Genomic DNA, 19,578 nt, shown 5'->3' on the forward strand with positions numbered 1-19,578 from the left:
CCTTACCAGCTTGCCTTAACAACGCCCGGTACATCACCTTGCATTACTGTGTCACGTAATTTGTTACGGCTTAAACCGAACTTACGGAAGTAACCATGAGGACGACCAGTTAAACCACAACGGTTACGAAGACGTACTGGAGACGCATTACGTGGTAATGCTTGTAACTTCATCATCGCTTCGAAACGCTCTTCGTCGCTTGCATTTACGTTTGCAATCGTTGCTTTTAATTCAGCACGTTTTGCAGCGTATTTCGCAACAGTAGCTTCGCGTTTCAATTCGCGATTAATCATACCTTTCTTAGCCATATCGACCTCTTATTTGAACGGGAAGCCGAATGCACGCATAAGCGCACGGCCTTCGTCATCGGTGCGAGCAGTCGTAGTGATGGTGATGTCCATACCACGAATTTGATCAATCTTATCGAAATCGATTTCAGGGAACATGATTTGTTCCTTGAGACCCATAGAGTAGTTACCACGACCATCGAATGATTTCGAAGAGAAACCACGGAAGTCACGGATACGAGGGATCGCGATAGAGATCAAACGGTCTAAGAATTCGTACATACGTTCGCCGCGTAAAGTAACTTTACAACCAATCGGCCAACCATCACGGATTTTAAAACCAGCGATTGATTTACGAGCTAATGTTAAAACTGGTTTTTGACCAGCAATAGCTTGCATATCAGAAAGAGCGCCATCTAACAATTTCTTGTCAGCAGCTGCAGCACCAACACCCATGTTGATGGTAATTTTAGTGATGCGAGGGATCTCCATCACATTCTTAACGCCCAATTGTTCTTGTAATTGAGCCTTAAGTTCGTCGTTGTAACGTGTTTTAAGTCTGGCCATTGCCTATTTCAACCTATTACTTCGCCACCGCCACTGATTCACCATTCGATTTATAAACGCGAGTTTTCACGCCATCAATCGTTTGGTAACCAACACGGTCAGCCTTTTGGGTTGTAGCATTAAAAATTGCCACGTTTGAGATATGAAGCGAAGCTTCCTGCGTTACGATACCGCCTTCAGCGCCCGTAGCACGGTTTGGCTTCTGGTGCTTCTTAACCAAGTTAAGACCTTCGACCTTAACACGGTCATTAGAAACTGACAGAACAGTACCCTGTTTGCCTTTTTCTTTACCTGCGATCACAATTACTTGATCGCCTTTTTTAATCTTAGCCATGATTGCCTCTTATAGAACTTCAGGAGCCAATGAAATGATTTTCATGAACTGTTCAGTACGAAGTTCACGAGTCACTGGTCCGAAAATACGAGTTGCAATCGGTGCTTTGTTGTTATTCAAAATAACAGCAGCGTTATCATCAAAACGGATCACAGAACCGTCTGGACGACGAATACCGAACTTTGTACGTACAACAACAGCATTCATCACGTCACCTTTTTTAACACGTGCGCGTGGAATAGCTTCTTTTACAGTAACTTTAATAATGTCGCCAACAGAAGCATAACGACGATGTGAACCACCTAGTACTTTAATACATTGTACGCGGCGAGCACCACTGTTGTCAGCTACGTCAAGCATCGTTTCGGTTTGAATCATTGCCCTACTCCAAAACCGAGCATCACCGGTCACAATTTCGAAAGGCTCAAAGAGTACTCGAAATTGACCGATGATGCAACAAGAACGTTAATTACTCAGCAGCAGCTTCAACAACTTCAACTAAAGTCCATGACTTAGTTTTAGACATTGGGCGGCTTTCTTTGATGGTTACAACATCACCAATCTTGGCGGTATTGTTCTCATCATGAGCGTGTAATTTGGTTGAACGGCGAATCAATTTGCCATACAACGGGTGTTGAACTTGGCGTTCAATAAGGACAACAATAGATTTTTCCATTTTGTCGCTTACAACTTTGCCAGTTAACGTGCGGACTGTATTTTGACTCATTGCCCGTTCCCCTGTTTTTCGGTAAGGAGGGTCTTGATGCGTGCAATAGTTTTACGAGTAAGCGCAACTTCATGCGATTTACCCAATTGACCAGTTGCTTTCGCCATACGAAGACGGAATTGGTTAAGCTGTTGCTCATCAAGCAAAGCTGTCAACTCTTCTACCGACTTTTCACGTAGATCTTTAGTTTTCATTACATTACCGTCCGAGTCACGATAGTGGTTTTAAACGGAAGTTTAGCAGCAGCAAGCGTAAATGCTTCACGTGCCAATTCTTCGTTCACACCATCAATTTCGTACAAGACTTTACCTGGTTTGATTTGACAAACCCAATATTCCACAGAACCTTTACCTTTACCCATACGCACTTCAAGAGGCTTAGAAGTAATTGGTTTGTCTGGGAATACACGGATAAAGATCTTACCACCACGCTTAATACGACGGCTGATTGTACGACGTGCCGCTTCAATTTGACGCGCAGTCATTTGACCACGTTCAACTGATTTAAGAGCGATAGTACCGAAAGATACTGAGCTACCACGGTGCGCTAAGCCAGTGTTACGGCCTTTTTGCACCTTACGGAATTTAGTACGTTTAGGTTGCAACATGGATTATTCTCCTTTTTCAGCAGAACGATCATTGCGACGACCACGACGCTCTTGACCTTCACCACGACCGCGACCGCGTTTAGCTGGACGTTCTTCAGCAGGTGCTGGGTTCATGACTTGTTTCATGCCACCCAAGATTTCACCACGGAATACCCAAACTTTAACGCCAATCGTACCGTAAGTAGTTTCAGCACGCATAGTTGCATAGTCGATGTCCGCACGAAGTGTATGCAAAGGTACACGACCTTCACGATACCATTCAGTACGTGCAATCTCTGCACCACCTAAACGACCAGAAACTTCAACTTTGATACCTTTAGCACCAGCACGCATAGAGTTCTGTACCGCACGCTTCATAGCACGACGGAACATTACACGCTTTTCTAATTGAGAAGCGATTGCTTCAGCAACTAAACGAGCATCTAAGTCTGGACGGTCAATTTCGTTGATGCTTACTTGCGCAGGAACACCCATAATAGATGTTAATTCGCGTTGTAATTTCTCAATGTCTTCGCCTTTTTTACCGATTACGATACCAGGACGCGCAGTGCTAATTGTTACTTTAGCAGCACCCGTTGGACGTTCGATAAGAATATTGCTTACCATTGCGTTCTTAAGTTTTTTAGTTAAAAACTCACGAACTTGAAGGTCTTTAAGCAAGTATTCAGCGTATTGTTTCGGATTCGCATACCAGTTAGCGTTATGACGTTTCACAACACCTAGGCGGATACCGATTGGATGAACCTTCTGACCCATATCAAACCCCTACCTTAACGGTGATGTGACAAGTACGCTTAGTAATACGATCTGCACGGCCTTTCGCACGTGGCATAATACGTTTAAGGCTCATGCCTTCATCAACGTAAATCGTAGATACTTTCAAATCGTCTACATCTAAACTGTTATTGTGTTCAGCATTTGCAATTGCAGATTCCAATGCTTTCTTAACTAAAACAGCAGCTTTTTTGTTGCTGAAGTTTAAAATGTTAAGTGCATGCGCAACAGATTTGCCGCGGATAAGATCTGCAACCAAACGTGCTTTTTGTGCCGAGATAGCGGCACCGCGTAATTTAGCAGTTACTTCCATCATAGCACCTATTAACGTTTAGACTTCTTGTCAACACCGTGACCACGATAGGTACGAGTTGGCGCGAATTCACCGAGTTTATGACCAACCATATGTTCAGAGATAATCACTGGAACATGGTTACGACCATTGTGAACAGAAATTGTTAAACCAACAAAATCTGGGAGGATCATCGAACGACGCGACCAAGTTTTGATCGGCTTACGGTTATTAGCCGCGATTGCCGCTTCAACCTTAGCGAACAAGTGCGCATCGACGAATGGGCCTTTTTTCAGAGAACGAGGCATTGTCAGATTCCTTTACTTGTTACTTAACGCGACGGTCGCGAATAATCATCTTAGTCGTACGCTTGTTGGTACGTGTCTTGTACCCTTTAGCTTTTTGACCCCATGGGCTTACAGGTTGAATACCTTTAGTACGCCCTTCACCACCACCGTGTGGGTGATCAACCGGGTTCATCGCCATACCACGAACGGTAGGACGAACACCACGCCAGCGCGAAGCACCTGCTTTACCAAGTGAACGTAGGTTGCTTTCTGAGTTAGATACTTCACCTAACACAGCGCGGCATTCAACGTGCACTTTACGCATTTCGCCTGAACGTAGACGAACGATTGCGTATGAACCGTCACGACCCAACAATTGAACTGAAGTACCAGCAGAACGAGCTAATTGCGCGCCTTTACCGATTTTAAGTTCGATGTTGTGAAGAGTAGCACCGATAGGCATGTTACGAAGTGGTAAGCAGTTACCTGGACGAATTGGAGCATCGTTACCAGATTGAACTTGATCACCAGCACGTAAACCTTTAGGCGCAATGATATAACGACGTTCACCGTCAGCATACTTCAACAATGCGATGTGTGCAGTACGGTTTGGATCGTATTCAATACGCTCTACAACAGCAGGAATGCCATCTTTGTTACGTTTGAAGTCTACGATACGGTAGTGTTGCTTATGACCACCACCAACGTGACGTGTAGTAATGTGACCGTTGTTGTTACGACCACCAGTACGTTTTTTAGCTTCTACCAACGGCGCATAAGGCGCACCTTTGTGAAGATGGTCGTGAACGACTTTCTCTACAAAGCGACGTCCTGGAGACGTTGGCTTACATTTTTGAATCGGCATAAATTTCGTCCTTATTCCGCTGCGCTTTCAGCGGTATCGCCCAAGTCAGCCATTTCAACATCTTGGCCAGCTTTCAGGGTGACGTATGCTTTTTTAACATCAGAACGGCGTCCCAATGTACGACCAAAGCGCTTAGTCTTACCTTTAGTGATAGTCGTGTTAACTTTAACAACTTCCACACCAAATAATTGCTCAACTGCTTTTTTGATTTCAAGTTTGTTTGCATTTAATGCAACTTTGAATACTTGAACACCAGCAGTTTCACCTAAAACTTGTGCTTTTTCTGAAAATACAGGTCCTTGTAGGACTTGATATAAACGTTCGTTGTTCATCCGAGTTCTACCTCAATTTTCTTAGCAGCAGCAACAGACATGACAACTTTGTCGAACGCGATCAAGCTAACAGGATCGATTGCAGTAGCATCAACCACATCAACGTGTGGAAGGTTACGCGCTGCAAGATATAGATTCTCATCTACAGCTTCAGTTACGATCAATGCGCGAGTTGCATTCAAGTCGTTAAGTTTTGCAAGCAACTCTTTAGTTTTAGGAGCTTCAACAGCAAACTCTTCAACCAATACAAGACGATCTTGGCGAACAAGTTCAGCTAAGATACATTGCATTGCACCGCGGTACATTTTGCGGTTAACTTTTTGAGACCAATCTTGTGGACGAGCAGCAAAAGTTTTACCACCACCAACCCAGATTGGGCTACGAATAGAACCAGCACGAGCGCGGCCAGTACCTTTTTGACGGAATGGTTTTTTACCACCGCCAGAAACGTCTGCACGTGATTTCTGAGCTTTAGAGCCTTGACGACCACCAGCTAAGTAAGCTGTAACAACTTGGTGTACAAGTGCTTCATTGAATTCACGACCGAACGCAACTTCAGATAACTCAACAGCAGAGCCGGAAACAGTATTTAAATTCACGTTATTTCCCCTCAAGCCTTGATCGTAGGACGTACAGTTACGTCACCACCAGTCGCACCAGGAATCGCACCTTTAACAACAAGAACTGAACGCTCTGTGTCGATAGATACAATTTCAAGACCCTGTACAGTTACGCGTTCAGCACCTAAATGGCCAGCCATTTTTTTGCCTTTGAATACGCGACCAGGAGTCTGGTTTTGACCTGTAGAACCTAGAACACGGTGAGAAACAGAGTTACCGTGAGTAGCGTCTTGAGTACGGAAGTTCCAACGCTTAACACCACCTTGGAAACCCTTACCTTTAGACTGACCAGTAACGTCAACGATCTGACCTACTGTGAACAAATCTACACCGATAGTTCCGCCAACTTCACGACCTTCAAGGTCAGCTTCTGTAGCACGAAATTCTTGAACTAAACGACCAGCAGCAACACCCGCTTTAGCGAAGTGACCTTTCTGAGCGTTAGTTACGCGAGATTCGCGACGTTCACCAGTAGTAACCTGAATTGCTTGATAACCATCTGTTTCAAGCGTTTTGATTTGAGTGATGCGGTTAGGATCAACCTCAATCACTGTAACAGGTACAGAAACACCAGCATCTGTAAAGATACGGGTCATACCGCACTTGCGACCGACTAAACCAATAGCCATGTGCATAAACCTCTAAAAAAGCGGCCTAATTAACTTAGAGTGTTAATTAACCGAAAGCCTTAACCCAATGCAATCTGAACATCAACACCAGCTGCTAGATCTAATTTCATCAACGCATCAACAGTTTTATCTGTAGGTTGAACGATGTCGATCAAACGCTTGTAAGTACGGATTTCATACTGGTCGCGCGCATCTTTGTTTACGTGTGGTGATGTTAAAACGTTGAAGCGTTCGATGCGAGTTGGCATCGGGATTGGACCACAAACTTGTGCGCCAGTACGCTTAGCGGTTTCTACGATTTCTTGAGCAGATTGATCGATCAGACGATGATCAAAAGACTTCAAACGGATACGAATTCTCTGGTTAGACATACCAGTTAACTCCAAGCCAAATATATAAAGAATCACCCTTGACGCATCTCACCCCACTAATTTAAGGCAAGTGTCAAAGGCAGTGAATTATCACTAAGGTCATGATCGATGCCACGACTGTCACGATGTTAACTACTTTCTTCGCAGTTAACCCCCTTGCATAAAGGGTCGCCCATTATAACGATTGTTTAATGCATAAGCAAATCCCTTTTAGCCTTTATTGCTTTATTTTTCATGTTCTACCAATTTAATGATAGATCAATTCCAGCCATTAGCTCTCAAGTGTTTGTTTGTGCGAGTAAATAATCAATTGCTCGATTTAGTAATTGATTACCCGGCTGAAACTGACGACTTGTGCTGCGTTTCAATTCATCGGCCGCTTGTACATACGCGCCAGAAAAGATATTTTTCTCCGCATCATTATCTAAAAACAGTTGCAGTACCTGTGGGGTGATTTCAGGATGGAACTGAAAACCGAGGACATGGTTGCCTATTTGATAGAGCTGATTGGTACAAACGGGGTTAGTTGCTAAGCGTATAGCACCTTTAGGCAGTTCAAAGGTTTCACCGTGCCATTGCATCACCTTAATTTGGTCAGGCAACTCAAAACAGGAAGCAGGTACATCGCTGACCTTATACACATCATGCCAACCACGTTCTTGTTCAGGATTACGACTGACTGCTGCGCCAAGTGCGTTGGCAATTAATTGTCCCCCCAGACACAAGCCAATTGCAGGCTTACCCAAAGACAAATAGCGACGAATCCAGCGTTTTTCTATTTTCAACCATGGGAAATTGGCCTCATCGTTTACACTCATGGCACCACCCATCACTATCAACAAATCGACATCTTCTACCCGTGGCAAGGCTTCAATTTCGATATTTTGTTCTGGCGGCAAGGCAAAAAATTCTGTTGCACTGATTTGTGCCTGCATCTGCTTTAAATAGGAATAGCAACTTCCGAACCCTTCTCCAGCAATGTGCTGAAAATAATGCACTCTTAATGGCGCTTGCATTTTACTCACCCTTTCTCATGTCTACCCCTGAGCTTCTGCAAAAATAGCGCCAACTTCAACAGTCATGTTGTATTTTTAAACAGTTCCGCTTTTTTATAGCCTAAAGTCTGTGTTTCTCTTAAGCTAAAGCCAATACAGACTGATTTACCTGAGTGAACCTGTGAAAAAAAATGCTCAAACTGCTTTAATTCATGCACCAAGACGTGCCCCACAATATATTTCGAGTGTACAACCTCCCCTATTTCGTGCATCGACCATTATTTTTGAAAACACCGATGCCTTATTTAACCGCCATTGGACCGACGCTTATGACTATAGTTATGGTACGCATGGCACACCCACCACCTTTACGCTTGGTGATCAGATTGCACAAATAGAAGGCGGGCAATATTGCTTACTGGCGCCTAGCGGCTTGTCTGCAATCAATTTGGTCAATTCCTGTTTTTTAAGTTATGGCGATGAAGTTTGGGTGGCCGACAATATTTACGGCCCTAACATGGAGCATTTGCGTAATTTAGAGCAGCGTTACGGCATTACAGTTCAGGTGTATAACCCGATTGATGCCACAAGCTTTCAACCCTCTGAAAAAGCCAAACTCATTTGGCTGGAAGCAGCAGGCTCCGTCACACTGGAGTTTCCTGACCTCACCGCTTTAGTCAAAAAAGCCAAGGCACAGAATATCCTCACCGCTTTAGATAATACCTGGGGTGCGGGCTTAGCATTTAATGCTTTCGACTTTGGTGATGAACATTTAAGTATCGATATCAGCGTGCATGCCTTGACCAAATACCCAAGTGGTGGTGGCGATATTTTAATGGGGTCGGTGGTGACACGCGATCAGCATTTGCATCATCAATTATTCCGTATGCATGCAATTCAAGGCATTTGTGTGTCGGGCGATGATGTTGCACAAGTTCAGCGCAGTCTGGCATCTATGCAACTACGTTATGAGCACCAAGCAAAAAGTACGATTGATTTACTCAACTGGCTAAAAGTACAACCGCAATTTGCTCAGGTGTTGCATCCTGCCGATGCCACATCTGCAGGGCATGTGTATTGGAAAGAAATTTGTCGCGATGGGCACAGTGCAGGTTTGGTTAGCGTAATTTTTAAGCCTGAATATGATTTAGCCGCTGTACGTCAATTCTGCGATGCTTTATCTTTATTTAAGCTCGGCTTTAGCTGGGGCGGCCCTGTAAGCTTGGTGATGCTTTACGGTCTCAATTCCATGCGTACCCTAGCGCACTCTCACTTGGCTGAGGGATTATTAGTGCGTTTTTGTATTGGGCTAGAACATCCTGCAGATTTAATTCAAGATATTCAGCAAGCCTTGCAGCATTTGCCCAATCCCTAAAAATTAGGTCTGACGTCAATACTTTCAATTTTAATAATAGTGACAGATTAAGGATAAAATATGAGTACAGCCATCGTCATTGCTAAAAAAACTGCCGATGTTCAACAAGATGTGGTTTTACATTCTCAATTTGCCAACCGCCATGGGTTAATTGCAGGGGCAACAGGTACAGGTAAAACTGTCACGCTTAAAGTCTTAGCAGAAAACTTTTCCCGCATTGGCGTGCCTGTATTTTTGGCCGATGCTAAAGGTGATGTATCTAGTCTTGCCAAAGCAGGTAGCAGCAGTCCTAAGTTTGAAGCACGTATTCAAAGCTTAGGCATTGAAAGTATTCCATTTGCTGCATCACCTGTAGTGTTTTGGGACTTATTTGCCGAACAAGGCCACCCGATTCGCACCACCATTTCTGAAATTGGCCCATTATTATTGGCGCAAATGCTGAACTTGAATGACACCCAAGAGGGTGTGTTGTCTGCGGTATTCCGTATTGCCGATGATCAGGGTTTATTGCTGATCGATTTTAAAGATTTAAAAGCCATGCTGACCTATGTCAGTGAACATGCCAGTGAATTTAAAGCCGAGTATGGCAATCTTTCTCCAGCCAGTTTAGGTGCAATTCAGCGTAATTTACTGGCTTTAGCCGATCAGGGCGGTGACAAATTCTTTGGTGAGCCGAGTTTGGATATTTTGGATTTTATTCAGACCGATAGTCAGGGACGCGGCAATATTAATGTCTTGGCTGCAGACAAACTCATGAACACACCAAAACTGTACGCCACCTTTTTATTATGGATGTTATCGGAACTGTTTGAACAATTGCCTGAAGTGGGCGATATGGACAAGCCAAAACTGGTGTTCTTTTTTGATGAAGCACACTTGTTATTTGACAATGCCAGCAAAGCCCTGCAAGAAAAAATTGAGCAAGTGGTACGCCTGATTCGCTCTAAAGGCGTGGGGATTTATTTTGTGACCCAAAACCCGCTGGACTTGCCTGAAAGCGTATTGGGACAATTGGGTAACCGCGTTCAGCATGCCTTACGTGCTTTTACACCCAAAGACCAAAAAGCAGTAAAAACTGCCGCAGATACATTCCGCGCTAACCCAGATTTTAAAGTTGAACAAGCCATTACCGAACTTGCGGTAGGTGAAGCCTTAATTAGCTGCTTAGATGAACAAGGCACACCGCAAATTGTAGAACGTGCTTGGGTAATGCCGCCCTACTCATCGTTTAGCCCAATCAGCACAGAAGAACGACAAGCCTGTATCAGCCAAAGTGTCATTGCAGGCGTGTATGAGCAGCAGCTAGATCGTGAAAGTGCTTATGAAATGCTGCAACAAAAAGTTGAGCAACGTCAGCAACAAGCGGCAGCAGCAGAACAAGCAAAAATTGAAGCCAAGGAAGCTGAAGCTCGCGCCAAGCAAGAGACTAAAGAAGCCGAAGCACTCGCCAAACAACAAGCGCGCGAGCAAGAGCGTCTAGCCCGTGAACAGCAAAAAGAAGTAGAACGCGCTGCCAAACAGCGTGAAAAACTGACTCAGGATATTGTGGGAACCTTTGCCAAAAGTGCAGCACGTAGCTTAGGCGGTTCTACTGGGCAGAAAATTGTACGAGGTTTGTTAGGGTCATTATTTGGTAAGAAATAGCATGTTATAAACGATGAGGTTTGTATAAATTTCATTCATGGATGCACCACCCAAAACCTGAATGAACACTTAAAAACCTCTCGCTGTCACATCTACAAACTCCATAAAAACTTTAAAAATTATGGGATATTCTTATAATACATAATTTTTTTAAGGTTTTTCCAAAAATTGGTTGCAATCCTTATTTATAAGATATATTTTAAATACATCTTATAAATAACAGCCATGAGAGATCGAACATGACTCCACAGCAAATTGACCTTGTAAAAGCAACTGTTCCTGTACTGCGTGAAAATGGTGTCGCACTCACAGGTTATTTCTATAATCGCATGTTGGGGAATAATCCTGATCTAAAAGAAACCTTTAACATGGGTCACCAACGTAGTGGTGCGCAGGCTCAAGCGCTTGCAGGTGCTGTATTGGCTTATGCTGAAAATATTGAAGATCCATCTGTACTTGCACCTGTCATTGAGCTGATTGCCCACAAACACGTGAGCTTAAACATTCAAGCACCTGACTATAATATTGTGGGCGAAAACCTGCTGCATTCTATTAGTGAAGTGTTGAATATTTCGATGGAAGATCCTCTAATTGATGCATGGGCAGCTGCTTATGGTCAGTTAGCAGAAGTGTTTATTAATGCTGAACGTGCAATCTACGAACAACACGAACAAACTAAAGGCAGCTGGTTAGGCTGGCGTAATTTCAAAATTGCCAAGAAAGTTGTAGAAAGTGACGAAATCACTTCAATCTACTTCGAGCCAGTAGATGGTGGCGATTTACCAAAATACGAAGCAGGTCAATATATTTCAGTACGCGTATTTGTACCTGAACTTGGCTTGAAGCAACCACGTCAATACACGCTATCGACTAGCCCACAACAAGATTACTTACGTATTTCTGTAAAACGTGAGCCAGGCAATGGTGCAGATAAGGTTGCAGGTTGGGTATCGAACGTATTGCACCAATTACCAGAAGGTTCTGAAGTTGAAGTATCTGCACCAACAGGCAACTTCTTCCTCATCGACAGCAACAAACGTAATGTCTTCATTAGCGGCGGCGTTGGCTTAACCCCAATGATTGCGATGTTGAACCAATTGGTGACTTTAGATGTACCACAACCTGTGACATTCATTCACGCATGTCGTAGCAAACAAGTACATGCCATGAAACAGCATCTACAAGACTTAACTGCGAAATGTCCACGTATTCATACGTTGACTGCGTATGAGTTCCCGAACGAAGGTGATGTACTGGGTCAAGATTACGATGTTGCAGGTCGTTTAGACCTCAGCACTGTAGATGCAGCGCTGTTACCAGCCGATGCAGATTACTACTTATGTGGTCCAATGCCATTCATGGCAGAACAGCGTAAAGCTTTACTTGCGCGTGGCATCAAAGATGAGCAAATCCATAGCGAAGCGTTTGGTACAGGTGGTGTTCGCCACTAATCTAAAGCGTTAAAAGCTAATAGGTAAGGCTAGTCTAGTTATGCTAGACTAGCCTTAATTTATTTGTATTTTAAAAAAACATCTGTGCGATCATGCAATTAAATAAATTCACCGACTATGCGCTGCGTATTTTAATGTATATCTCGCGTCCTCGAGATGTACCCTATACCATTGCGGAAATTGCACAGGATTTGCATGTTTCCCAGAACCATCTGGTAAAAATCGTTCACTTTATGGGTAAGCAAGGATGGCTAATTACCACTCGTGGTAAAGGTGGCGGGATTCGCTTGCATCCTGAAGCATTGCCTTTGCGTTTAGGTCATGTGGTGAGAATCCTGCAAGGTGAAAATCAAATTGTAGAATGTAATACCCCGCCCTGCGTGCTGCGTGCGCAATGTGGACTAAAAGGCATTCTCAATCAGGCCATGGAACAGTTTTATCAAAGCTTAGATCAATACAGCTTGGGTGAAGTATTACAGCCTGTACCCAATTTACAGTTCAGTACACAATCTCCAATCCCACTGATTCATCTTTAAAGCAGCTTAAACCGCTAAAGCAACATCATCCTAGATGTTGCTTTTTTCGGACATTCAGAGCGCAAAGGTCGCTTGCCTGTATGACTTGCTTTATAATGCCTGTTTGTAGACCATGAATTGAAGTTAAGTTATGCACCATAGCAGAGGAAAATCGAAAAACAGTAAGGCAGCAGCACAGCCACGGCAGAAAATTAGCTACGAGAAAAAAGTAGATCCTGCCATTACTGAATACTCTGTTCGCGCCTTAAACTGGCTGCGTAAAGCCGAGTTTTTAATGAGTGCGCCTAAACTAAATTTATGTGTAGAAGATACTGGCTACGAAGTGGCTTTTGCAGGACGTTCCAATGCAGGTAAGTCCAGTGCAATTAATGCCCTAACTAATCAAAAACAATTGGCACGTGCTTCTAAAAAACCGGGGCGCACCCAAATGATCAACTTCTTTAGTTTGGGCAACCCCGAACAGCGTTTGGTCGATTTACCCGGTTATGGTTATGCAGCCGTACCTGAAGCCATGAAAATTGTGTGGCAAAAAGAACTCGAAAATTATTTGATTCATCGTAAAAGTTTACAAGGCTTGGTGTTACTGATGGATATTCGCCATCCCTTACAGCACTTTGATGTGATGATGCTGGAATGGGCGTATTCGCGTAAATTGTTCGTGCATGTATTGCTCACCAAATCGGACAAACTCAACCGCGGCCCTGCCAATAAAGTATTGCTTGAAGTCAAACAGCAGTTGAAAAAGATGAAACTAGATTTCTCGATTCAATTGTTTTCATCACTCAATAAGCAAGGTTTGGAAGAACTTGCGAGTGTGATGGGCGGACGTTTGAACTTTACCTTAGAACAAGCGCATCAATTTGATTTAGACAGCATTCCAGAAGCGACTGGCGATGATGTTGATGTTGATGTTGATGTTGATCAGCCTGAATTTTTAGAAACTGACGATTTAACCGCATCTGATACCGAAACCAAATAGTCCGTTAAATTACTGACTATTGGTCTATAACATAAAGTCCTATTCGCTCAATCTCGAATAGGACTTTTTATTTGTATGTCCACTTTCAGTTTTACGCCGTAATCACAATCTCCCTCTCCACCAAAGTTGCACTTTACAACGCAGCCAGAAATGCCCTACTGTCAAGATCATAACAATTAAACGTTTAAACAATTACATAAGATAAGGAGATCAAACATGCAGGCACACATTTCAGTGATTACCTTAGCGGTAGAAGATTTACAACGTGCACTCGATTTTTACCGCGACGGCTTAGGACTTGTAACTGAAGGCATTATTGGACAGGAATTTGAACCAGGTGCGGTGGTCTTTTTTGAACTGCAAGCAGGCTTAAAACTGGCTTTATGGTCTAAACAAAGTTTGCAACAAGATACAGGCTTAGCAGGTACAGCCAGCAGTGCTGCACAAATCACTTTAGGACATAATGTTCATAGCCCACTTGAGGTCGATCAGGTATTGAAACAAGCAAAAAATGCAGGTGCGAAAATTTTAAAACCTGCACAGAGCACCTTTTACGGCGGTTATGCAGGTTATTTTCAGGACTTAGATGGTCATATTTGGGAAGTGGCCTACAGCCCATGTTGGGATTAATCTGCTTTGGCTCATGTCTTTACATAGCACAATAAAACAGGATGATGCTGAAAACTTGATTCGATTTTAAACCCATTATCAGGAATGCAGTGCAGGGTCATCACGAGTATGCCGATCGACCACCACACTAATCATCATATCGCCCTGCACATTGACCACAGTACGCACAGTATCCAACAAACGGTCGATCGGCAATAAAATCGCAATCGCTTCTGCAGGCAAGCCCACCGATTGTAATACCATAATCATCGTCACCATACCTGCGCTTGGAATACCAGGCGCGCCCAAAGAAGCGATCATGGCTGTGGCACAGACAATTAATTGCTGTCCTAAACTTAAATCCAGCCCCATTAAATTGGCAACAAACAAAGCCGCTGCAGCTTCATACAATGCCGTTCCATCCATATTCAGTTGTGTACCTAACGGGATCACAAAGCCTGCAGTTTGCGGACGCACACCTAAATTTTCCTGCGCACATTTCATCGAAAGTGGCATAGTGGCAGAACTGGAACTGGTGGCAAAAGCCGTAATTAAGGCAGCACGTGTGCCTTTAAAAAAGGTGATCGGATCCATTTTGCCAAATATCCACAACAGCAAAGGCAAGACCACCACACCATGAAAAATCGTGGTGCCCGTGACCACTGCAGCAAACTCTGCCAAACGACTCAGGACTGAAATATCTTCGGTTGCAACCAACTTAGCCAATAAAGCAAAAATCCCCAAAGGTGCCAGTTTCATTACCCAGCCAATCATCAACATCATAATTTCAAAAAATTGCTGACTGAGTTTACGTACCGTTTTAAAGTGCTCCCCGCCTTTGACCAGCGTCACACCCACCAATAAGGCAAATATCACCACTGCCAAAACATTACCCTCGGCAAAAGCTTTAAACGGATTGATTAAGGTGTTTTGAATGAAATTGGTAAAAAACGAAGACGGCGTAAGCGTGTCTGGGCTTTGATGCTGCGCCATAGCATCTTGAAACATCACAATATCTACGCCTTTACCCACTGCAAATAAATGCGCACACGCCAAACCTAAAATTAAAGCCAAAGTCGTGGTGGTGACACAACACGCCAACGTAATTTTCCAGACTCGACTCAATTGCCCTACAGCCTGTAAGTTCGACACACCGACCACAATTGAGCTAAAAATTAGTGGGATCAGCAGCATTTTCAGTAAACCAATAAAAATACTGCTCATTAAACCAATGCCATACAAACTGGCGCTAAAAAATGTGCTGTCTGGAAATAGATTCAGAATAAAACCAAACACCACACCCAAAATTGCGGCAATTAGAATTTGTGTATTGAGGCTCATACGCAATTGAGTTTTTTAATGTGATGTGTGGACTATGCCATGTGGCTGAAATTGAATCGAGTATTATTTTTCTAGCGCACTTTGATTAGGTTCAGATCGTGCTTCAGGATGTAAAAAAGCCGACATGAATGTCGGCTGATGAATGTAGATTTTAAAGGCTATATTTTATTGCGTTTCGATTTCACGTAAACGAATCAAGCCTTCCTGACTGGTGCTACACACCAATTCACCATTTTGCCACATGCGCCCAAAGTTCAAACCACGCGAACTAGTGCTAATGGTGGCTTCCATGTCGTACAGCATCCAGTCATCCACACGGAACGGTTTATGGAAATACATGGCATGGTCAATACTGGCACACTGCAAACTTGGTGATAAATAGCTCAAACCATGCGGACGCAGTGCTGTGGTCATTAACGTGAAGTCTGAATAAAATGCCGCAATTGCCTGATGCAAAGACACTTCATCCACCTCTGGTGAAATGCTGTCATGGGTACGAATGTAGTGTGCATAAGCAGGTGCTTCAGGCTGCGGTAAAAATGGATTGCTCGGATTAATCGGGCGAATCTCCACCAAGCGATCACGCATAAAACTGGCACGCACATTTTCAGGTACAAACTCGACAATATGCTGTTTGAGTTCCGCTTCGTTTTTTAAAGCTTCTGCTGCAGGATAGTTTGGCTCTGAAATTTGATAATTCAGACCGTCTTCCAACGGCGCAAAGGACACCATCGCAGTAAAAATGGTACGCCCATGCTGAATGGCACGTACTTGACGGCTAGAAAAACTTTTACCATCACGCAAACGGTCAACTTCATAAATAATAGGTGCGTTGACATCGCCACCAAACAAGAAATAGGCATGCAATGAGTGCGCAGGACGATCAGTGGTATAAGATGCAGCACGTAAAGCCTGTCCCAAAACCTGTCCACCAAAAACACGTTTACCCACCAAGTTACGACTGATACCTCGGTAGATATTTTCTTCTAACTTTTCTAAACAAAGAAGTTCAACCAGCTCTTGTGTGAGTGCGTTCATAACTAACCTATGTATGGCGGAAATTGGGGATGCGGGATCGAAGTCGATGAAAAAATAAATCGTCAAAATAAACTGACTATTTTAAGCCTGCTATTTTGCCATAGATTCTGCATCTTTTACCCATCAAAGACTGACCGCTGTGTCACAACTTAGCCGATCAATTTTGCTAAAAATACGATTTTTAACGATAAAATCTAACAATATTCATGCAAATTATCTAAAAATGCAGCGCGATTATTAGATACAATGACGCAAAATAAATTCCCTACTGGCTAGGGACTTAGGTGATGAAGTAGGAGTGAGTATGTCCAAGCGTGGTTTTGGTCAAATGTATCGTCAGCTTTCTGGTAAGCTGCTTGACCTTGTGGTGACACCGCATGTTTTGGGTGAAGTCCCTGTCAAGGATGCGCAAAGTGTAGACTCAAATGCCACTCGCACCAAGATAACTTGCTACGTATTGCAAAATCACTCACGCAGCAATGCCTTGGTGGTCGATGGCGAAACACGTCGCTTAAAACTCACGCCTGCGCTTGATCCATTGGTGATGGGTTCACATAAAGAAAAAGCCTCGATTCTGTTTTTACAGCATCACGATGAGAACAACCTACTCAATCCACCACCTTATGCTTTTCCGCCACGCTTGTTACGTTTAATTGAACAATTAGAACAACACCCAGAACTTGATATTGAATTGGTACCTGTGACCGTGTTGTGGGGACGTTCTCCAGACAAAGAGGATTCGTGGTTTAAACTACTGTTTACCGATACGTGGGCAACGCCTGGCACAGTCAAGCAGTTAATGAATATTGGGGTGCATGGTCGTCAGTCTTATTTGGAATTTCACGAGCCACAATCATTACGCGCTTTAATTGAACATGCCAAAACTGAGCATCCGAACCTGTCGCCTGCGACCTTTATTGTTAACACTCTAAATAATTACTTAGATGGACAACGTGAAGTCGTACTTGGCCCAGACTTGTCTGACCGCCGCAATGTCATGCTCAGTCTGATTAAATCTCCCGATGTGCAAGATGCCATTCGTCGTGAAAGTTTACGCAGTAAAATTAGCGTGATTGAAGCCGAGCGTCGTGCGATTGGTTATTTAAATGAAATCGTGTCGGACTACTCTCATGCAGCGGTACGCTTTGCCGATATGGCACTGACCCGCTTATGGACACAATTGTACGATGGCGTGGAAGTGCATAATTTTAGTACCGTGCGCGAACTGGCCAAAGACTATGAAATTATCTATACCCCATGTCACCGCAGTCATATCGACTATTTATTGCTGTCTTATGTGATTTACAAACGCGGCATGATGGTGCCGTACATTGCTGCGGGCGATAACCTGAATATGCCATTTGTAGGTCAATTGCTTCGTGGTGGCGGTGCGTTTTTTATCCGTCGTACTTTCCGTGGCAACGGCTTATACACAACCGTCTTTAAAGAATATTTATTCAGTATTTTGTCGCGTAACACGCCGCTTGAATACTTTATTGAAGGTGGACGTTCACGTACAGGCCGCTTGTTGCCACCAAAAACAGGCATGCTCGCCATGACCATTCACAGTCATTTGCGTGGTCGTGCTAAACCGATTGCTTTTGTGCCAACTTATATTGGTTATGAACGCCTGATGGAAGGTTCAACCTATGTCGGTGAAATGCAAGGCAAGCCAAAAGAATCTGAATCGCTAATGGGCATTTTAAAAACCATGCGCAAGATTGAACGGATTTTTGGCAAGGTGCATGTCAATTTTGGCGAACCTGTGTTTTTAGATGATGTTCTAAAACAACACGATGCCGAACACATCAGCATTGAAAAAAATGATGATCCTATTCCACCACAAGTGTCAGATGCAGTGAATACTTCAGCACATGCGATTTTGGAAAACATTAACCGTGCTGCGGTAATTAACCCGGTATCTTTGTTATCGCTGATTTTACTGGCAACACCAAAACATACCTTGGATGAAGAAATTTGTGTGAAGCAGTTAGACACTTACCGTAATCTGCTCACTGCCCTGCCTTATGATGAGCGCACTCAAGTCACACCATTATCAGGTAAAGAAATTATTGCCTACGGCTTAAAACTCAAACTGATTAAACGCGTACAGCACGTATTGGGTGATATTATTGCAATTGCAGATAATCAGGCGGTACTGCTCACCTACTTCCGCAACAACATTTTGCATGCCTTTGTTTTGCCATCATTAATTGCGGCGTTGGTAGAACACAACGGTTCGATTCGTCGTGGCGATCTCATCAATGTCATTCGTACTTTATATCCATTCTTGAAAGCTGAATTGTTCTTAAAATGGCAAGATCAAGAGCTTAAAGAAAAAATTTGTGCCTATGTAGAAGCTCTAATTCAGGCCAAATTGATTTCTGAAGATGCTGAAGGCAATTTAATTTCTCCTGCACCAAACAGTGAAGATCATAACCAGTTGGTGGTCTTAGCTGCACCTGTAATGCAGAGTTTAGAACGTTATTACATGACCTTGGCTTTAATCACACAACGTGGTTCAGGCAATATTTCGGCACGTCAGGTCGAAGAATTGAGCCATTTGGTCGGTCAGCGTTTATCAGTTCTATATGAATTCAACTCACCTGAGTTCTTTGATAAAGCTTTATTCCAAAGCTTTATTAAAGTGCTGACGCAACAGGGTTATATCAGCACCAATAGCGACAATGCGATTGTGTTTGACGACAACTTTAAAAATGTCGCGCAATATGCCAACTTGGTTTTAGATGATGTGACTTTGCAAATGTTACAACACATCACCACCTTCAGTGATGAAGAGTTACGTGAAGCCTTAGATGCACTGGCTGCACAACAAGCGAAGAAACGTTTGAAACGTAAAAAGAAATAGTTTTTAAAGTTCCTTCTCTTGCACCCTATATGGCGCAAGAGAAGGAGTT

General features: G+C 43.4%; 24 protein-coding genes and 1 pseudogene. 7 read left to right on the forward strand and 18 right to left on the reverse strand.

Annotated elements, in window-relative coordinates:
• Positions 1 to 2: 2 nt before the first annotated feature.
• From rpsN to C3Y93_RS07800, 16 genes and pseudogenes are all read right to left on the reverse strand, one after another.
• Entirely contained in the window at positions 3 to 308 is a 306-nt protein-coding gene (gene rpsN, locus C3Y93_RS07725; protein ID WP_004825185.1) for a 30S ribosomal protein S14, read from the reverse strand.
• A gap of 9 nt (positions 309 to 317) precedes the next feature.
• Positions 318 to 854: a 50S ribosomal protein L5 gene (gene rplE, locus C3Y93_RS07730; protein WP_004974719.1), complete on the reverse strand. Its 537-nt coding sequence runs from the start codon at positions 852 to 854 to the stop codon at positions 318 to 320.
• A gap of 16 nt (positions 855 to 870) precedes the next feature.
• Entirely contained in the window at positions 871 to 1,188 is a 318-nt protein-coding gene (gene rplX / locus C3Y93_RS07735) for a 50S ribosomal protein L24 (RefSeq protein ID WP_004974717.1), read from the reverse strand.
• A 9-nt stretch (positions 1,189 to 1,197) separates the two neighbouring features.
• Entirely contained in the window at positions 1,198 to 1,566 is a 369-nt protein-coding gene (rplN, locus tag C3Y93_RS07740; RefSeq protein WP_001982634.1) for a 50S ribosomal protein L14, read from the reverse strand.
• 91 nt (positions 1,567 to 1,657) lie between these two features.
• Positions 1,658 to 1,915 carry a 30S ribosomal protein S17 gene (gene rpsQ, locus C3Y93_RS07745; protein ID WP_004974714.1) on the reverse strand — a complete coding sequence of 86 codons (258 nt, stop codon included), beginning with the start codon at positions 1,913 to 1,915 and terminating at the stop codon, positions 1,658 to 1,660.
• A complete protein-coding gene (rpmC, locus tag C3Y93_RS07750) occupies positions 1,912 to 2,109 on the reverse strand; it encodes a 50S ribosomal protein L29 (protein WP_004650482.1) in 198 nt (65 codons plus the stop codon). The genes rpsQ and rpmC overlap by 4 nt, the downstream gene beginning before the upstream one ends.
• Positions 2,109 to 2,522: a 50S ribosomal protein L16 gene (gene rplP / locus C3Y93_RS07755; protein ID WP_004691317.1), complete on the reverse strand. Its 414-nt coding sequence runs from the start codon at positions 2,520 to 2,522 to the stop codon at positions 2,109 to 2,111. The genes rpmC and rplP overlap by 1 nt, the downstream gene beginning before the upstream one ends.
• A pseudogene (rpsC, locus tag C3Y93_RS07760) lies at positions 2,462 to 3,278 on the reverse strand (30S ribosomal protein S3). The gene rplP and the pseudogene rpsC overlap by 61 nt, the downstream one beginning before the upstream one ends.
• 1 nt (position 3,279) lies before the next feature.
• Positions 3,280 to 3,609: a 50S ribosomal protein L22 gene (rplV, locus tag C3Y93_RS07765; protein WP_001982638.1), complete on the reverse strand. Its 330-nt coding sequence runs from the start codon at positions 3,607 to 3,609 to the stop codon at positions 3,280 to 3,282.
• Positions 3,610 to 3,620: 11 nt separating this feature from the next.
• Positions 3,621 to 3,896, reverse strand: coding sequence for a 30S ribosomal protein S19 (gene rpsS / locus C3Y93_RS07770; protein WP_004673001.1), 276 nt, complete (start codon positions 3,894 to 3,896; stop codon positions 3,621 to 3,623).
• Between the two features lie 19 nt (positions 3,897 to 3,915).
• Positions 3,916 to 4,740 carry a 50S ribosomal protein L2 gene (gene rplB, locus C3Y93_RS07775; RefSeq protein ID WP_004974706.1) on the reverse strand — a complete coding sequence of 275 codons (825 nt, stop codon included), beginning with the start codon at positions 4,738 to 4,740 and terminating at the stop codon, positions 3,916 to 3,918.
• Between the two features lie 11 nt (positions 4,741 to 4,751).
• Complete coding sequence (gene rplW, locus C3Y93_RS07780; RefSeq protein WP_004974703.1) at positions 4,752 to 5,072, reverse strand: 50S ribosomal protein L23; 321 nt, start codon at positions 5,070 to 5,072, stop codon at positions 4,752 to 4,754.
• A complete protein-coding gene (gene rplD, locus C3Y93_RS07785; RefSeq protein ID WP_070153323.1) occupies positions 5,069 to 5,671 on the reverse strand; it encodes a 50S ribosomal protein L4 in 603 nt (200 codons plus the stop codon). Before rplD ends, rplW begins: the two co-directional genes overlap by 4 nt.
• An 11-nt stretch (positions 5,672 to 5,682) precedes the next feature.
• Positions 5,683 to 6,321: a 50S ribosomal protein L3 gene (rplC, locus tag C3Y93_RS07790; RefSeq protein WP_026438075.1), complete on the reverse strand. Its 639-nt coding sequence runs from the start codon at positions 6,319 to 6,321 to the stop codon at positions 5,683 to 5,685.
• A 59-nt stretch (positions 6,322 to 6,380) separates the two neighbouring features.
• On the reverse strand, positions 6,381 to 6,692 hold the full coding sequence (gene rpsJ, locus C3Y93_RS07795; protein WP_000070912.1) for a 30S ribosomal protein S10: 312 nt from the start codon (positions 6,690 to 6,692) through the stop codon (positions 6,381 to 6,383).
• Positions 6,693 to 6,970: 278 nt separating this feature from the next.
• Complete coding sequence (locus tag C3Y93_RS07800) at positions 6,971 to 7,708, reverse strand: type 1 glutamine amidotransferase (RefSeq protein ID WP_104852584.1); 738 nt, start codon at positions 7,706 to 7,708, stop codon at positions 6,971 to 6,973.
• A 160-nt stretch (positions 7,709 to 7,868) separates the two neighbouring features.
• Here C3Y93_RS07800 and C3Y93_RS07805 point away from each other — a divergent pair, with 160 nt between their 5' ends.
• The 6 genes from C3Y93_RS07805 to C3Y93_RS07830 all read left to right on the forward strand — a co-directional run bounded on the left by C3Y93_RS07805 (position 7,869) and on the right by C3Y93_RS07830 (position 14,302).
• Positions 7,869 to 9,062, forward strand: coding sequence for a PLP-dependent transferase (locus C3Y93_RS07805; protein WP_104852585.1), 1,194 nt, complete (start codon positions 7,869 to 7,871; stop codon positions 9,060 to 9,062).
• Between the two features lie 60 nt (positions 9,063 to 9,122).
• The gene (locus C3Y93_RS07810) at positions 9,123 to 10,706 is read left to right on the forward strand and encodes a helicase HerA-like domain-containing protein (protein ID WP_104852586.1); all 1,584 of its coding nucleotides are present in this window, start codon (positions 9,123 to 9,125) and stop codon (positions 10,704 to 10,706) included.
• Between the two features lie 239 nt (positions 10,707 to 10,945).
• On the forward strand, positions 10,946 to 12,157 hold the full coding sequence (gene hmpA / locus C3Y93_RS07815; RefSeq protein ID WP_004974691.1) for an NO-inducible flavohemoprotein: 1,212 nt from the start codon (positions 10,946 to 10,948) through the stop codon (positions 12,155 to 12,157).
• A 92-nt stretch (positions 12,158 to 12,249) separates the two neighbouring features.
• Positions 12,250 to 12,693 carry an RrF2 family transcriptional regulator gene (locus tag C3Y93_RS07820; protein ID WP_004974689.1) on the forward strand — a complete coding sequence of 148 codons (444 nt, stop codon included), beginning with the start codon at positions 12,250 to 12,252 and terminating at the stop codon, positions 12,691 to 12,693.
• 130 nt (positions 12,694 to 12,823) lie between these two features.
• A complete protein-coding gene (gene yihA / locus C3Y93_RS07825) occupies positions 12,824 to 13,672 on the forward strand; it encodes a ribosome biogenesis GTP-binding protein YihA/YsxC (RefSeq protein ID WP_104852587.1) in 849 nt (282 codons plus the stop codon).
• A 216-nt stretch (positions 13,673 to 13,888) separates the two neighbouring features.
• Complete coding sequence (locus C3Y93_RS07830) at positions 13,889 to 14,302, forward strand: VOC family protein (protein ID WP_104852588.1); 414 nt, start codon at positions 13,889 to 13,891, stop codon at positions 14,300 to 14,302.
• A gap of 78 nt (positions 14,303 to 14,380) precedes the next feature.
• Here the strand turns inward: C3Y93_RS07830 and C3Y93_RS07835 are convergent, their stop codons facing one another.
• On the reverse strand, positions 14,381 to 15,622 hold the full coding sequence (locus C3Y93_RS07835; RefSeq protein ID WP_104852589.1) for a dicarboxylate/amino acid:cation symporter: 1,242 nt from the start codon (positions 15,620 to 15,622) through the stop codon (positions 14,381 to 14,383).
• 165 nt (positions 15,623 to 15,787) lie between these two features.
• Positions 15,788 to 16,660: an acyl-CoA thioesterase gene (locus C3Y93_RS07840; RefSeq protein ID WP_004974677.1), complete on the reverse strand. Its 873-nt coding sequence runs from the start codon at positions 16,658 to 16,660 to the stop codon at positions 15,788 to 15,790.
• Positions 16,661 to 16,964: 304 nt separating this feature from the next.
• Between C3Y93_RS07840 and plsB the strand changes: the two genes are divergently transcribed.
• Positions 16,965 to 19,529: a glycerol-3-phosphate 1-O-acyltransferase PlsB gene (plsB, locus tag C3Y93_RS07845; protein WP_104852590.1), complete on the forward strand. Its 2,565-nt coding sequence runs from the start codon at positions 16,965 to 16,967 to the stop codon at positions 19,527 to 19,529.
• The last annotated feature ends 49 nt before the right edge of the window (positions 19,530 to 19,578 follow it).

Origin of the sequence: Acinetobacter sp. SWBY1 (genome assembly GCF_002946595.1) — a bacterium.
Taxonomy (GTDB): domain Bacteria; phylum Pseudomonadota; class Gammaproteobacteria; order Pseudomonadales; family Moraxellaceae; genus Acinetobacter; species Acinetobacter towneri.